At 72.6% G+C, this 17,243-nt stretch carries 2 protein-coding genes; both read left to right on the top strand.

Going from position 1 to position 17,243, the window contains the following annotated elements:
* Nucleotides 1-47 precede the first annotated feature (47 nt).
* Nucleotides 48-16,514 carry a type I polyketide synthase gene (locus ABZ490_RS40235; RefSeq protein ID WP_359002190.1) on the top strand — a complete coding sequence of 5,489 codons (16,467 nt, stop codon included), beginning with the start codon at nucleotides 48-50 and terminating at the stop codon, nucleotides 16,512-16,514.
* A 58-nt stretch (nucleotides 16,515-16,572) separates the two neighbouring features.
* On the top strand, nucleotides 16,573-17,243 hold a 671-nt coding region (locus tag ABZ490_RS40230; protein ID WP_359002188.1), incomplete at its 3' end, for a beta-ketoacyl synthase N-terminal-like domain-containing protein.

The following is a 17,243-nucleotide window of genomic DNA, read 5'->3' as shown; positions in this document are numbered from 1 at the left end:
CGACGTCTCCGGATCCCCTCGGGGCTCCTCCTAGGAAGTGGCATCGAATGGCGAGCAACGAAGAGAAGCTGCGGGACTACCTCAAGCTGGTCACGGCCGACCTTCGTCAGACACGCAAACGTCTGCAGGACCTCGAGGAACAGCAGCAGGAACCCGTCGCGATCGTCGCGATGGGCTGCCGCTTCCCCGACGGGGCCGACACCCCCGAGGCACTGTGGCGGCTGCTGGCCTCGGGGACCGACGCCGTCTCCCCGTTCCCGGCCGACCGTGGCTGGGACCTGGACGCGCTGTACGACCCCGACCCCGACCGGCCCGGAACCTCGTACGTCCGCGAAGGCGGCTTCCTGCACGAGGCGCCGCTGTTCGACGCCGAGTTCTTCGAGATCTCGCCCCGCGAGGCCCAGGCGATGGACCCGCAGCAAAGGCTGCTGCTGGAGACCTCCTGGGAGGCCGTGGAGCGCGTCGGCATCCTGCCCGCCGCCCTGCGCGGCTCGTCCACCGGCGTGTTCGTCGGCGCCATCGCCCAGGACTACCTGCCGCGCTCCCACGACTCCCAGGCCGACCTCGGCGGCCATCTCCTCACCGGCAGCACCATCAGCGTCGCCTCCGGCCGCATCGCCTACTCCTTCGGCCTGGAGGGCCCCGCCGTCACGGTCGACACGGCGTGCTCCTCCTCGCTGGTGGCGCTCCACCTCGCCGTACGGTCCCTGCGCTCCGGCGAGTGCGACCTGGCCCTCGGCGGTGGCGTGACCGTCATGTCCGGCCCCGAGATGTTCGTCGACTTCGGACGGCAGCGCGCGCTCGCCGCCGACGGCCGGTGCAAGGCGTTCTCCGCCGCAGCCAACGGCTTCGGCCCCGCCGAGGGCGTCGGCATGCTGCTCCTGGAACGCCTCTCCGACGCCCGCCGAAACGGCCACCCCGTCCTCGCCGTGATCCGCGGCAGCGCGGTCAACCAGGACGGCGCGTCCAACGGCCTGACCGCCCCCAACGGCCCCGCCCAGGAGCGGGTCATCCACGCGGCCCTGGCCAACGCGGGCCTGTCCGCCGTGGACATCGACGCCATCGAGGCGCACGGCACCGGCACCCCGCTCGGCGACCCCATCGAGGCGGAGGCGCTGCTGGCCACCTACGGCGCCGACCGCCCCGTGGACCGCCCCCTGTGGCTCGGCTCGGTGAAGTCCAACATCGGACACACCCAGGCGGCCGCCGGTGTCGCCGGCGTCATCAAACTCGTCCTGGCCATGCGCCACGGCCTGCTGCCCCGCACCCTGCACGCCGACGAGCCGTCCCCGCACATCGACTGGACCGCCGCCGAGCTCCGCCTGCTCACCCAGGAGCAGCCCTGGCCCCGCCCCGACGACCGGCCGCGCCGCGCCGCCGTCTCCTCGTTCGGCATCAGCGGCACCAACGCCCACCTGATCGTCGAGGAAGCCCCCGCGCCCGAGCCGCTCGACCCGCAGAGCGAGACGGACCAGGTACGCGCCGCTGCCACTCCCACGACCGGCCCCGACCGGCCGACCGGCGAACGCCCCCTGCCCTGGGTGCTGTCCGCCCGTAGCCGCGCCGCCGTGCAGGCACAGGCCGCCCGCCTGCTCACCCACCTCGACGACGAGCCCCACCTGCACCCCGCCGACATCGGCCGCGCCCTCGTCACGACCCGCTCCACCTTCGAACACCGGGCCGTGATCACCGGTCGCACCCTCGCCGACCTGCGCACCGGCCTCACCGCCCTCGCCGCCGACGAGTCCCACCCCCACACCGTCAAGGGAAGCGTCCGGCCCGGCGGACGACTGGCGGTGCTGTTCACCGGCCAGGGCTCGCAACGCCTGGGTATGGGGCGCGAGTTGTACGACACCTACCCCGTCTTCGCCGAGGCCTTCGATGCCGTGGACGCGGAACTCCCCTTCGATCTGCGGGAGGTGGTGTTCGGTGACGACGCTGACCTGCTGAACCGCACGGAGCACGCCCAACCGGCCCTGTTCGCACTGGAAGTGGCCTTGTTCCGGCTGGTGGAGTCGTGGGGTGTACGCCCGGACGTCGTCGCCGGTCACTCGATCGGTGAGATCGCGGCCGCGTATGTGGCGGGGGTGTGGTCGCTGGCGGACGCGTGCCGTCTGGTAGTGGCGCGGGGCCGGCTGATGCAGGCACTTCCCGCCGGGGGCGCGATGGTGGCGATCCAGGCGACCGAGGACGAGGTCCTGCCCTTCCTGGGCGACGAGGTGGGCATCGCGGCGGTCAACGGACCCCAGGCCGTGGTGATCTCGGGTGAGGCGGACGCGGTCGCGGAGATCGCGGACGGCTTCCTCTCCCAAGGCCGCAAGGTCACCCCCCTACGGGTCAGCCACGCCTTCCACTCCCCGCTGATGGACCCGATGCTCGACGACTTCCGGGCCGTGGCCGAGACCCTCACCTACAACCCCCCGCGTATCGCCGTGGTCTCCCATGTCACCGGCCGCCCCGCCGGTCCCGACGAACTCACTTCCCCCGACTACTGGGTGCGGCACGTCCGCCGCCCGGTCCGCTTCGCCGACGGCGTCCGCACCCTGGCGGAGCGCAAGGTCGGCCGACTGCTCGAACTGGGCCCCGACGGCCAGTTGACCGCCCTGGCCCAGAGTTGCCTGGACGGCGGATCCCACGTCTTCGCGACCGCCCTCAGCAAGGACCGGCCCGAGCCCGACACCTTCCTCGCCGCCCTCGCCCGGCTCCACGTCAGCGGTCTCCCGGTCCGCTGGGAGACGGCGTTCGCCCCCAACGAGCAGACGGTCGCCGACGAGCGGGTCCCCCTGCCGACCTACGCGTTCCAGCGGCGCCGCTTCTGGTCCCGGGACGCGGGCTCGACGCACGGGGATCTGGGTGCGGTGGGGTTGGGTGCGGCGGGGCATCCGTTGGTGGGTGCTGCGGTGGAGTTGGCTGGTGGGGACGGTGTGTTGTTGACGGGTCGGTTGTCGGTGGTGGTGCAGGAGTGGTTGCGTGATCATGTGGTGGGGGGTGTGGTGATGTTTCCGGGGACGGGGTTCCTGGAGTTGGCGTTGCGGGCCGGTGAGGAGGTGGGTTGTGGCGGGGTGGAGGATCTGACGATCGCTGCGCCGTTGGTGGTGCCGGAGCGTGGTGGGGTGCGGGTTCAGGTGCGGGTGGGTGCGGCGGATGACGCCGGCCGGCGTGCACTGGAGATCCACTCCCGTACGGACGACGCCCTCGACTCAGATCCGTGGACCCTCCATGTGACCGGCGCGCTCTCCGAGACCTCGGAGACGCCGTCGGCCGGCGGTTTCGATTTCGGTGTGTGGCCGCCGCGGGATGCGGTGGCGGTGCCGGTCGAGGGGGTGTATGAGCGTTTTGCGGGGCTGGGGTTGTCGTATGGGCCTGTGTTCCGGGGTTTGCGTGGGGTGTGGCGGCGTGGGGACGAGGTTTTTGCCGAGGTGGGGCTGCCGGAGGGACACGAGGAAGGGGCGGTGCGGTTCGGTGTGCATCCGGCGTTGATGGATGCGGCGTTGCATGCGGTGGTGTTCACGTCGGTGTTCGGGGAGGGGCGGGCGCGGTTGCCTTTCTCGTGGTCGGGTGTGTCGTGGTGGGCGTCGGGTGCGCGTGGGTTGCGTGTGCGGATGGTGGTGGTGGGGTCGGGCGTGGTGGCGTTGGAGCTGGCGGATCCGGCGGGTGGGTTGGTGGGGTCGGTGGAGTCGCTGGTGTTGCGGGAGGCGTCGGGCGGCCTGGTGGCTGCGGACTCCGGTCACGTCGACCACCTCTTCCAGACCGACTGGGTGAAGATCTCCGCGAGCCCGGGTCCCGTTCCGGCGCCCCTTCGTACCGCTCTGCCGGGATCCGACGAGACCGTGCCCGCCGATGTGCTCGTTCGGGTCGAGCGCCCGGCCGACGACACCGCCGAGTCCGCCCACACGATGACCAGGCAGGTGCTCACCCTCCTCACCGAGTGGCTGGCGGAGGAGCGGTTCGAGGGTGGCCGTCTGGTGGTCGTCACCGAGGGGGCGGTGGCGTGGGACGGCGTGGCGGTGGATCCGGTGCTGTCGGCGGTGTGGGGTCTGGTGCGGTCGGCGCGGGCGGAGAATCCGGGGCGGTTCGCGCTGGTCGACGTGGACGGAACGGACGAGTCGTGGGCCGTGGTGAGCGGGGCGCTGGCCTCCGGGGAGTCCGAGTACGCGGTACGTGCGGGGGGCGTTTTCGTTCCGCGCCTGGTGCGTGCGGTGCCGGATGCCGGGCTTGCGGTTCCGGCGGGGGAGTCCGCGTGGCGGCTGGATGTCGCGGAGAGGGGGACGCTGGAGGGGCTGGTGTTGCGTGCTGTTCCGTCGGAGGAGTTGGCGGAGCAGCAGGTTCGTATTGCTGTGCGTGCGGCGGGTGTCAATTTCCGTGATGTGCTGAACGCGCTCGGTATGTACCCGGGGGATGCGAAGGATTTCGGTCTGGAGGGTGCGGGTGTGGTGACCGAGGTCGGCCCAGAGGTGTCCGGGCTGGCGGTCGGTGACCGGGTGATGGGTCTGTTCTCGGGTTCGTTCGGGCCGGTGGTCGTGGCGGATGCGCGGAAGGTGGCCCGGATCCCGGCGGGCTGGACGTTCGCTGAGGCGGCGTCGGCGCCGGTGGTGTTCCTGACGGCGTATCACGCGCTGACCGAGCTGGGGGGTGTGCGGTCGGGGGAGTCGGTGCTGGTGCATGCGGCGGCCGGTGGTGTGGGTATGGCGGCGGTGCAGCTGGCGCGGCACTTGGGTGCGGAGGTGTTCGGCACGGCGAGTGCCGGCAAGTGGGACACCCTGCGCACCCTCGGCCTGGACGACACGCACATCGCCTCGTCCCGCGACACCGGGTTCGAATCGGCCTTCCTCGCGGCGACTGATGGCCGGGGTATGGATGTGGTCCTGGACTCGCTGGCTGGTGAGTTCGTGGACGCGTCACTGCGGCTGCTGCCGCGTGGTGGTCGTTTCCTGGAGATGGGCAAGACCGATGTCCGGGACCCGGAGGTCGTGGCCGCCGAGCACTCCGGGGTCATGTACCGGGCGTTCGATCTGATGGATGTGGAGCCGGAGCGGATCGGCCGGATGCTGGCCGAGCTGGTGGTGCTGTTCGAGGCGGGGGTGCTCAAGCCGCTGCCGGTCACCTGCTGGGATGTCCGGCGTGCTGCGGAGGCGTTCCGGTATCTGTCGCAGGCGCGGCATGTGGGCAAGGTGGTTCTGACGGTTCCGGCGCCGCTGGATCCGGACGGGACGGTGTTGGTGACCGGTGGCACCGGTGGTCTGGGCGCGCTGGTGGCCCGTCGTCTGGTGACCGAGCATGGTGTACGGCGTCTGTTGCTGGCCAGTCGGCGCGGTCTCGACGCCCCGGGTGCGACCGAACTCGTGGCGGAGCTCGTCGAGCTGGGTGCCGAGGTCGAGGTCGCGGCCCTGGATGTGGCCGACCGTGACCAACTCGCCGCGGTGCTCGCCGGGCGCTCGCTGACCGCCGTGGTCCACACGGCGGGCGTCCTCGACGACGGTGTGGTCGCCTCCCTCACCCCCGACCGGCTGGCGAAGGTCATGCGGCCGAAGGCCGACGCGGTGGTGCACCTGCATGAGCTGACCCGTGACGCCGACCTGTCCGCGTTCGTGGTCTTCTCCTCCGTCGCCGGTACTTTCGGCGGAGCGGGTCAGGCGAACTACGCGGCCGCCAACGCATACCTGGACGCCTTCGCCACCACCCGCCGCACCGCCGGCCTGCCCGCGACCGCTCTCGCCTGGGGTCCCTGGGCGCCCGGCGCGGGTATGACCGCCGAGCTGACCGACGCGGACCTGCGCCGCATCGCCCGCGAGGGTATGCAGCCCCTTGCTCCCGAGCAGGGCCTCGGGTTGTTCGATACCGCACTGAAGATCGGCCCGGCACTCGAACGGGCGGCGGTGCTGCCGATCAATCTCGACCTGGCAGCGCTCCGGAGGCGAGGCCAGGTCCCTGATCTGCTGCGCTCGCTCGTGCGCGCGCCCGGGCGCCGGGCTGCTGAGGCACGCGCGGCGGTCGGAGGGGCGGCCGACCTCGGCCGCCAGGTCAGAGGGCTTCCCGAGACCGAGCGGGAGAAATTCCTGCTGGACCTGGTGTGCGGACAGGCCGCTGCCGTCCTGGGCCATGCCTCCGCCGCCGACCTGGAGGCCGATCAGGCGTTCAAGGCCCTCGGTTTCGACTCTCTGACCTCGGTGGAGCTCCGCAATCGCGTGAGCGCCGCCACCGGCATGAGGCTCCCCGCCACGCTGGTCTTCGACTACCCGACCCCTGCCGCCCTGGCACGGTACCTCCTGTCCGAGGTGTCGGACGGGGACGAGACCGACGACACGGCGTCCGTGCTGCCTGCGCTGACGAGTGTGACCGACGATCCGGTGGTGATCGTCGGTATGGCCTGCCGGTTCCCGGGTGGGGTGGGCTCGCCGGAGGACCTGTGGCGGCTGGTCAGTGAGGGCGGGGACGCGATCGGGGGATTCCCCACGGATCGCGGGTGGGACCTCGACGGACTGTACGATCCCGAGCCGGGCACGGTCGGTCGTACCTACGTCCGCGAAGGCGGTTTCCTCTACGACGCCGCCCTGTTCGATTCCACGCTCTTCGGGATCTCGCCGCGTGAGGCGTTGGCGATGGATCCGCAGCAGCGGTTGCTGCTGGAGACGTCGTGGGAGGTGCTGGAGCGGGCGGGGATCGATCCGGCGACGCTGCGGGGCAGCCGAACCGGTGTCTTCGCCGGCGCCATCACCCAGGACTACGGCTCCTGCATGCGCGCGGGGGAACACGACTCCGACGGCTATCTGCTGACCGGTTCGACGGGCAGTGTGGCTTCGGGCCGTATCGCCTACACCTTCGGTTTCGAGGGTCCTGCGGTCACCGTGGACACGGCGTGTTCGTCGTCGCTGGTGGCGCTGCATCTGGCGGCGCAGGCGCTGCGCTCGGGTGAGTGTGATCTGGCGCTGGCCGGTGGTGTGACGGTGATGGCGGGTCCGGAGATGTTCGTGGAGTTCTCGCGGCAGCGGGGGCTTGCGGTGGACGGCCGGTGCAAGGCGTTCTCGGACGGCGCGGACGGTACGGCGTGGTCGGAGGGTGTGGGTCTGCTGCTGGTGGAGCGGTTGTCGGACGCGCGGCGTCACGGCCATCGTGTGCTCGCGGTGGTGGCCGGTTCAGCGGTCAACCAGGACGGCGCGTCCAACGGTCTGACCGCGCCCAACGGCCCCTCGCAGCAGCGGGTGATCCGGCAGGCGCTGGCGGGTGCCGGGCTGCGGGCCGCCGATGTGGACGCGGTGGAGGCGCACGGCACCGGCACACCGCTGGGTGACCCGATCGAGGCGCAGGCGCTGCTGGCGACCTACGGCCAGGACCGCGAACAACCGCTCCTGCTGGGCTCGTTGAAGTCGAACATCGGTCATACGCAGGCGGCGGCCGGTGTGGGCGGCGTCATCAAGATGGTGATGGCGATGCGGCACGGTGTGCTGCCCCGCACCCTCCACCTGGAGGAACCCTCCTCGCACGTCGACTGGACGGCAGGGGAGATCACCCTGCTGACCGGCAACACCGAGTGGCCCGAGACTGCCGATCGTCCCCGCCGGGCCGGTGTCTCGTCCTTCGGTATCAGTGGCACCAACGCCCACGTCATCCTCGAACAGGCCCCTCACACGGAGACGACTACCGGCACGGACGAGGTGCAGGCGCGTCCGGTGGTCCTGCCGTGGGTGCTTTCCGCGGCCGGCACCGGACTGCGCGCCCAGGCCGAGAGCCTGGCGGCCTTCGTCGAAGCACAACCCGACCTCTCCCTCGCCGACGCCGCCTTCACGCTGGCCACCACACGTACCGTCCTGGAGCACCGCGCGGTCGTCCTGGCCGCCGACCGGGACGAGTTGCTGAGGGGGTTGCGGGCGCTGGCGGAGGGCTCCGATGCTCCAGGCCTGACACGGGCGGGGAAGACGACTCTGCTCTTCGCGGGGCAGGGTTCCCAGCGCCTGGGCATGGGGCGGGAGTTGTACGACACCTACCCGGTGTTCGCCGAGGCCTTCGACGCGGTGGACGCGGAACTGCCCTTCAGCCTGCGGGAGGTGGTGTTCGGTGACGACGCCGACCCGCTGAACCGGACGGAGTTCACGCAGCCGGCCCTGTTCGCCCTCGAAGTGGCGCTGTTCCGGCTGCTGGAGTCGTGGGGTGTGCGCCCCGACGTCCTCGCCGGGCATTCCATCGGTGAGATAGCGGCCGCTCACGTCGCCGGGGTCTGGTCGCTGGCGGATGCGTGTCGTCTGGTGGCGGCGCGGGGCCGGCTGATGCAGGCGTTGCCCGCCGGGGGCGCGATGGTGGCGCTCCAGGCCGCCGAGGACGAGGTGCTGCCCCTGCTCGGTGACGAAGTCGGGATCGCTGCGGTCAACGGTCCCCAGGCTGTGGTGGTTTCGGGTGTGGAGTCCGCAGTCGGGGAGATCGCGGAGCGTTTCCGTGCTCAGGGCCGCAAGGTCACCGCGCTGCGGGTGAGCCACGCCTTCCACTCGCCGTTGATGGAGCCGATGCTCGCGGACTTCCGCAAGGTTGCCGAGAGTCTGACGTACGAGCGGCCGAAGCTTGCCCTGGTCTCGACGGTGACGGGTGAGGCGGCCACGGCCGAGGAGCTGATGTCGGCGGACTACTGGGTCGGTCATGTGCGCAGGCCGGTGCGTTTCGCCGACGCCGTGCGCACCCTCGCCGACCAGAACGTCAACCGTTCCCTCGAACTCGGTCCGGACGGCACCCTCACCGCCCTCGCTCAGGCCTCCCTCGACGACACCGAGGGCACCGTGCTCGCACCCCTGCTGCGCAAGGACCGGCCCGAGGCACCGGCCGCCCTCGCCGCCCTCGCCGCCCTGTTCACCGCGGGCGCCGACGTGGACTGGCGTGCCGTCCTGCCCGCCGGCGTTGCCGACGCCGTGGAGCTGCCGACGTACGCCTTCCAGCGGAAGCGGTTCTGGCCTGAGGTGTCGCAGAGTCGTCCCGGCGACCTGGCCGCCGCGGGTCTCGACGCGGCCGGGCACCCGCTGCTCGGCGCCGCCGTGGAACTCGCGGACGGCGGAGCGGTGTTGACCGGTCGCCTCGCGCTGAACTCCCACCCGTGGCTGCGGGACCACGACGTGCTGGGCGCGGTGGTCTTCCCGGGGACGGGCTGGGCCGAGCTGGCACTGCGCGCGGGCGACCAGGTCGGCTGCACCAGGGTCGAGGAGCTGACGATCGCGGTGCCGCTGCTGGTGCCGGAGCAGGGCATGGTCCGCCTGCGGGTCACCGTCGGCGAGGCCGACGATGCCGGACGCCGCACGGTGGAGGTGCACTCACGCCCCGAGGACACCTCGGACGACACACCGTGGGTGATGCACGCCGACGGTCTGCTCGCTCCGGACACGGCGGCGGAGGCACCCACCGACGCCGGATCCGACCTTGCCGTCTGGCCCCCGCAGGGTGCCGAGCCCCGCCCCGTGGCCGACGTCTACGACCGGTTCGCCGCCGCCGGGCTGACGTACGGGCCGGTATTCCAGGGGCTGCGCACCGTGTGGCGGCGGGGCGACGAGGTGTTCGCCGAGGTCGTCCTGCCGGAGGAGCACGAGGGGCTCGCGGGCCGTTTCGGCGTGCACCCCGCGCTGCTGGACTCGGCCCTGCACGCCGTCCTCTTCGGTCCTCTCGGTGACACGGGCGCCGGACGACTGCCGTTCTCCTGGCGGGGGCTGTCCCTGCACGCGTCCGGGGCCCGCGCCCTGCGGGTGCGGGTGGTTCCGGCCGGCCCCGACGCGGTGTCCCTGTACGTGGCCGACCCGTCGGGTGGCGCGGTCGCGACGGTCGAGTCGCTGATCCTGCGCGAGGCGCCCGCCGACGGGGTGGGCGGCATCTCCTCCGCGACAGCGACCGCAGCCGCGGGCGCCTCCGCCGGAACGTACGTGATCGACTGGACGCCCTTGCGGTCGGCAGCCCTGCCCTCGGCTCCGGCCCCCTCCGGGACGGCTTTCACCAGGGACGGCCGTACGGTCCTTCTGACGGACCACGCGACCCCCGACGACCACACGACCGCCGTACACCCGGCCGTCCCCGTCCGTACCTGGTCGGAGCTGATCCGAGCCGTGCACGACGGCGACCCCGTCCCCGGGACCGTGCTGCTGCCGTGGAGCGGTCCGGCCGACGCCTCGCTGTGCGGCTCAGCCGCCGCGGCCCATGCCGTCACCGCCGCCGCGCTCACCTTCGTACAGGAGTGGCTGGCGGCCGACGACCTCGCGGAGGCCCGGCTCGTCGTCGTCACCCGGGGCGCGGTGGCAGCGCGGCCGAACGAGGAGTCGGATCCGGCGCTGGCCGCTCTGTGGGGTCTCCTGCGATCCGCCCGCACGGAGAACCCCGGCCGCATCGCGCTGGCCGACCTGGACGGCACGCCGGGGTCCTGGAACACACTGGTCGCGCTTCTCACCGGCCCGGACCTTCCCGCTGCCGAAGCCGAACTGGTCGTCCGGGGGGACGAGGTACTCGTACCCCGGTTGGCCCAGGCGTCCCTGCCCCGGCCCTCCTCACCCACCCCCACCGATGTCCGCCCCGATGGCGAGAGCTCCTCGGTGCGCCTCGCGGACGGCACCGTCCTCGTCACCGGCGGCACCGGCGGCCTGGGCGCCCTGGTCGCGCGTCACCTGGTCACCGAGCACGGCGTACGCCACCTGCTGCTGGCGGGCCGACGCGGACCCGAGGCGCCGGGCGCGGGCGAACTCACCGCCGAGCTCACCGCATTGGGCGCCGACGTCACCGTCGCGGCCTGCGACGTGGCCGACCGCCAGGCCCTGGAGAGCCTGCTGGCCTCGGTCCCGGACGACCGCCCGCTGAGCGGAGTGATCCACACCGCCGGGGTCGTCGACGACGGCGTACTCGCCTCGCTGACCGTGGAACGACTGCTCACGGTGCTGCGTCCCAAGGCGGACGCGGCCGCGCACCTCGACGCGCTCACCCGCGACCTGGACCTGGCCGCGTTCGTGCTGTTCTCCTCGGTGTCGGCCACCTTCGGCGGTGCCGGGCAGGCCAACTACGCCGCGGCCAACGCCTACCTGGACGCCCTCGCCCGGTGCCGCCGCAACCTCGGTCTGCCCGCGGTCTCGCTCGCCTGGGGCCCCTGGGCGCCCGGCGCGGGCATGACCGCCGAGCTGACCGAAGCGGATCTGAAGCGCATGGCGCGCGGCGGCGTACGACCGCTCGCCGCCGAGCAGGGCCTCGCCGTACTCGACGCCGTGCTCCGGGACCGCGAACCCGCCTTCCTCCTCCCCGTCGACCTCGACCTCCGGGCGCTGCGTGAACTCCCCGACCCGCCCGCGCTGGTACGAGGGCTGGTGCGCGACCCCGCCCGGCGCACCGCGTACACCGGCGGCCACGGCGCCGGCGGCGAAGAGCTGCGCGGCCGGCTGCTGGCCCTGCCCTCCGCCGAACGCGAACCGTTCCTGCTGGACCTGGTCTCCGGCCTGGTGGCCCAAGTACTCGGACACGCCTCCGCCGCCGACGTGGAACCGGGCCAGGCGTTCAAGACGCTGGGCTTCGACTCACTGACCTCGGTCGAGCTGCGCAACCGCGTCAACGCGACCGCCGGGCTGCGCCTGCCCGCGACGCTGGTGTTCGACCACCCCTCGCCCCTCGCGCTCGCCCGGCACCTGCTGACCGCGCTCGTCGGCGACACCGCCCAGGCCCAGGGCGCGGGGCTGCCCGCAGGGCGGGGTACGGACGACGACCCCGTGGTCATCGTCGGCATGGCCTGCCGGTTCCCCGGCGGCGTCGAGTCGCCCGAGGACCTGTGGCGACTGGTCAGCGAGGGCGGCGACGCGATCGGTGACTTCCCGACCGACCGCGGATGGGACCTGGAGGAGCTGTACGACCCCGAGCCCGGCCGGCTCGGCACGACCTACGTCCGGCGAGGCGGTTTCCTCTACGACGCGGCGGACTTCGACGCCGGACTCTTCGGGATCTCGCCGCGCGAGGCCCTGGCGATGGACCCGCAGCAACGGCTGCTGCTGGAGGTGTCCTGGGAGGTCCTGGAACGGGCCGGCATCGACCCGACCGCCCTGCGCGGCAGCCGCACCGGGGTGTTCGCCGGCGTCATGGGCCAGGACTACAACTCCTGCCTGCGCGAGGGGGAGCACGACTCCGACGGCTACCTGCTCACCGGCAACACCAGCAGCGTCCACTCCGGCCGTATCGCCTACACCTTCGGCCTGGAGGGCCCGGCGATGACGGTCGACACCGCCTGCTCCTCCTCCCTGGTCACCCTGCATCTGGCCGCACAGTCGCTGCGGGCCGGCGAGTGCGATCTCGCCCTCACCGGCGGTGTCATGGTGATGTCCACGCCGGACACCTTCGTCGACTTCAGCCAGCAGCGTGGCCTCGCCTCCGACGGCCGCTGCAAGTCCTTCGGCGCCGGAGCCGACGGCACCGCCTGGTCCGAGGGCATCGGCATGCTGGTGCTGGAGCGCCTGTCGGAAGCGCGGCGCAACGGTCATCGTGTGCTGGCGGTGGTGGCCGGTTCGGCCGTCAACCAGGACGGCGCGTCCAACGGTCTGACCGCGCCGAACGGTCCCTCGCAGGAGCGCGTGATCCGGCAGGCGCTGGCGGGTGCCGGTCTGCGGTCCGCCGACGTGGACGCGGTGGAGGCGCACGGCACGGGGACGCCCCTGGGTGACCCGATCGAGGCGCAGGCACTACTGGCCACCTATGGCCAAGACCGTGAACAGCCCCTGTGGATGGGCTCGTTGAAGTCGAACATCGGTCACACGCAGGCGGCGGCCGGTGTCGGCGGTGTGATCAAGATGGTGATGGCGATGCGGCACGGTGTCCTGCCGCGCACCTTGCACGCCGAGGAGCCGTCGCCCTTCGTCGACTGGTCGGCCGGCGACATCACGCTGCTCACGGAGAACAGGCCGTGGCCGGAGCCGCAGGAGCGTCCCCGGCGCGCAGGCGTGTCGTCCTTCGGTATCAGCGGCACCAACGCCCACGTCATCATCGAGCAGTCACCCGACACGGACACCCCCGAACCGGCCCCGGCGCCGGATGAGTCGCCCCTCACTCCGATCGCGCTGTCCGCCGCTTCCGAGGGCGCTCTGCGCGGCCAGGCCGAACGGCTGTGGGCCCGCCTTGACGCCGACCCCGGACTGCGCCTGAGCGACCTCGGCCTCTCGTCGGCCCTCCGGCCCTGGCTGGAGCACCGCGCCGTCGTCCTGGGCACCGACCGCGCCGAAGTGCTGCGTGGACTGCGCGCACTGGCGATCGGCGAGCACGACACCGCCGTCCTCACCGGCACACCCGGCCGCTCGGGCCGACGGCTCGCCTTCCTGTTCGCGGGCCAGGGCTCGCAACGCCTGGGCATGGGCCGCGAGTTGTACGACACCTATCCCGTCTTTGCCGAGGCCTTCGATGCGGTGGATGCGGAACTGCCCTTCGATCTGGGGGAGGTGGTGTTCGGCGAGGACGCCGACCTGCTGAACCGCACGGAGTTCACCCAGCCTGCCCTGTTCGCCCTAGAAGTGGCGCTGTTCCGGCTGCTGGAGTCGTGGGGTGTGCGCCCGGACGTCCTCGCCGGGCATTCCATCGGTGAGATCGCGGCGGCGCATGTGGCGGGGGTGTGGTCGCTGGCGGATGCGTGCCGTCTGGTGGTGGCGCGGGGCCGGCTGATGCAGGCACTTCCCGCCGGGGGCGCGATGGTGGCGCTCCAGGCGACCGAGGACGAGATCCTGCCCCTGCTCGGTGATGAGGTGGGGATCGCGGCTGTCAACGGACCCCAGGCCGTGGTGATCTCGGGTGCGGCGCACAAGGTCGAGGAGATCGCGGAGGGTTTCCGTACCCAGGGCCGCAAGGTCACCGCGCTGCGGGTCAGTCATGCCTTCCACTCCCCGCTGATGGACCCGATGCTGGAGGACTTCCGGGCCGTGGCCGCGAGTCTGTCGTACGGGCCGCCGCGGATACCGATCGTGTCGACGGTGACGGGCGAGGCGGCGACGGTTGAGGAGCTGACGTCGCCGGATCACTGGGTGGAGCATGTGCGTCGGCCGGTGCGGTTCGCGGCTGCGGTGGGGTGTCTGGACGGGCAGGGTGTGTCGCGGTTCGTGGAGCTGGGCGCGGACGGGACACTGACCGCGCTGGGCGCGGACGGGACGCTGACCGCGCTGGCCCAGGCCGGTGTTGAGGGGGACGCGGACGGCCGTCTGCTGACCCCGGCCCTGCGCAAGGACCGCTCCGAGACCCACTCGATCCTCTCCGCGATCGTGCGGCTGCATCTGCACGGCGGCCAGGTGGACTGGCGGGCCGTCTTCGCTCCGGCCGTGGCCACCGTGGTGGACCTGCCGACCTACGCCTTCGAGCGTGAGCGTTTCTGGCCCGAGGGCGCGCGGCTGGGCGGCCGGTCGACGGCGGGCTCCGCCGAGCGCGCGGACGCCGGGTTCTGGACCGCGGTCGAGCGGGGCGACACCCGTACGCTGGCCGACTCGCTCGGCGTGGCACAGGACACGCTGGACGGGCTGTTGCCCGCACTGTCGTCGTGGTGGCGCGGACAGCAGGAGCAGTCCAGGGTCGACGACTGGCTCTACGGCATCACCTGGAAGCCGCTCGGCGCGGTGTCCGGCGGTGCGCTGCCGGGCCGCTGGCTGGCCGTGCTGCCCGCCGGGCTCGGGGAGGACACCTGGAGTGATGCCGTGCTGGAGGGCCTCGCGGCGTACGGGGCCGAGGTGGTACCCGTCGTGCACGAGCCCGGCGCCGACCGGGTCGCGCTGGCCTCGCGGCTGGTCACGGCGGCCGGGGAGGAGCCGCTCGCCGGTGTCCTGTCCTTCCTCGGTGTGCCCGGGCCCCACGGCGAGCACGCCGCGGACGCCGGGCGCTCGGACGCCGGTGACGGTGTCCCGGCCGGCCCCGCCGCCACCGCCGTACTCCTGCAGGCGCTGGGCGATGCCCACCTCGCGGCGCCGCTGTGGGCGCTGACCAGGGAAGCGGTCCTGGTGAACCGGTCCGACCGGGCGCCCGACCCGGCGCAGGGCGCGGTATGGGGACTGGGCCGGGTCGCGGCCCTGGAGCACCCGGAGACCTGGGGTGGTCTGGTCGACCTGCCCCAGGCCGTGGACCGGCGCACCGCGGGCCGTCTCGTCGGCGTCCTCGCGGGCCGCTCGGGAGAGGATCAGGTGGCGATCCGGGCGACCGGTGTCTTCGGGCGACGGCTCGGCCGGACGGCACCCGGCGACCTCGGCGCGGGATGGCGTCCCTCGGGCACCGTGCTGATCACGGGCGGGACGGGCGCTCTGGGCGCCCGGGTGGCCCGCTGGGCCGCCGCGCAGGGCGCCGAGCATCTCGTCCTGATCAGCCGACGCGGTCTCGGCGCGCCCGGTGCGCCGGATCTGCGCGACGAACTCGCCGCCTCGGGCGTGCGGGTGACCGTGGCCGCCTGCGACGCGGCGGACCGGGACGCTCTCGCGGCGCTGCTGGCCGAGCATCCGGTGGACGCGGTGGTGCACACGGCGGGCGTCCTCGACGACGGGCTCGTGGAGGCGCTCACCCCGGAGCGTTTCGCGGCCGTCCTGCGCGCCAAGGCCGTCGCCGCGCACAACCTCGACGTGCTGACCCGGGACCGGGAGCTGTCGGCGTTCGTGCTGTTCTCCTCCTTCGCGGGTTCCGTCGGATCGCCGGGCCAGGGCAACTACGCCGCCGCCAACGCCTACCTGGACACCCTCGCCGAGCAGCGCAGGGCGGCCGGGCTTCCGGCCACGTCCGTGGCCTGGGGTCCGTGGGCGCAGGACGGCATGGCGGCCGACGGCGGTGTCGAGGAGTATCTGCGCCGCCGTGGCCTCACCGGACTCGACGCCGAGCCGGCCCTGGTGGCGATGGAGCGACTGGTGGGCGCCGGCGATCCGGTCGGCGTGGTGGCACGGGTCGACTGGACACGGTTCGCCCCCGCGTTCACTGCCGGACGGGGGACCGCCCTGCTGGGAGAGATCCCGGAGGCCGGGGCCGCGCTGCGGGACGTCGGGTCCGGGGCGGACGCCGACGCGCTGCGGCAGCGGCTGGCCGGGCTGGAAACCGACGAACGTCGCGCGGCGCTGGTCCAGTTGGTGCGCGAGCAGGCGGCCGTGGTCCTGGGACACGCCAGGCCCGACGCGGTGGATCCGGGCCGTGCGTTCCGGGAGGCCGGGTTCGACTCACTGACCGCGGTGGAGCTGCGCAACCGGCTCGGCGCGGCGACCGGACTCCGGCTGCCGGCGACCCTGGTGTTCGACTATCCGGCACCGGTGGACATCGCGCGGTATCTGGGCGCCGAACTCCTGGGCTCCGAGGAGGGGCGAGCCGGGACGTCCGGGGTCGCCGCCGAGATCGACCGGCTGGCGGGGGTCCTCGCGACCGAGGCCGGGGCCGGCGGCGAGGCCCACCCGGAGATCACGGCGAAGCTGCGCGGACTGCTGGCGCTGTGGACCGGTGCCGACACCGCCGACGAGACGGATGACGCGATCGCCGAACTGGACGGGGCCACGGACGACGAGATGTTCGACCTGATCGACAAGGAATTCGGGATCTGACCACCCGGGCTCGGGCGACGGGACCGTTCACGGCTTTTTGGCGAGGAAGTGGAGCACGATGGCGAGCAATGAAGAGAAGCTGCGGGACTACCTGAAAAGGGTGACGGCCGACCTCCGCCAGACCCGCAAGCGTCTTCATGACATCGAGACGAGCCGCCAGGAGCCCGTCGCGATCGTCGGTCTCGGCTGCCGCTTTCCCGGTGGAGCGGACACCCCCGAGGAGTTCTGGCGGCTGCTCACCGAGGGCCGGGACACCGTCGCCGACTTCCCCGCCGACCGCGGCTGGGACCTCGACGGCGTCCTCGACGCGGCGGGCGGAGTCGGCACCACGTACGCCCGCCAGGGAGCGTTCCTCTACGACGCACCGCTGTTCGACTCCACGTTCTTCGACATATCGCCCCGTGAGGCCACGACCATGGACCCCCAGCAGCGGCTGCTGCTGGAGACCTCCTGGGAGGCACTGGAACGCGCGGGCATCGACCCGGGCGCGCTGCGCGGCAGCCGCACCGGCGTGTTCACGGGCACCAACGGCCAGGACTACCTCGCGCTCATGCTCGACCGGCCCGAGGAGTCCGACGGCCACCTGACCACAGGTATCACGGCGTCGGTGCTGTCGGGTCGGGTGTCGTACGTGCTGGGGTTGGAGGGGCCTGCGGTGACGGTGGACACGGCGTGTTCGTCGTCGTTGGTGGCGTTGCATCTGGCGGTGCAGGCGTTGCGGGGTGGTGA

It is taken from the genome of Streptomyces sp. NPDC005811, assembly GCF_040630405.1.
Lineage (GTDB): Bacteria > Actinomycetota > Actinomycetes > Streptomycetales > Streptomycetaceae > Streptomyces.
Note: the sequence above shows the minus strand (reverse complement) of the source record. Positions and strands in the feature narration are given on the sequence as shown.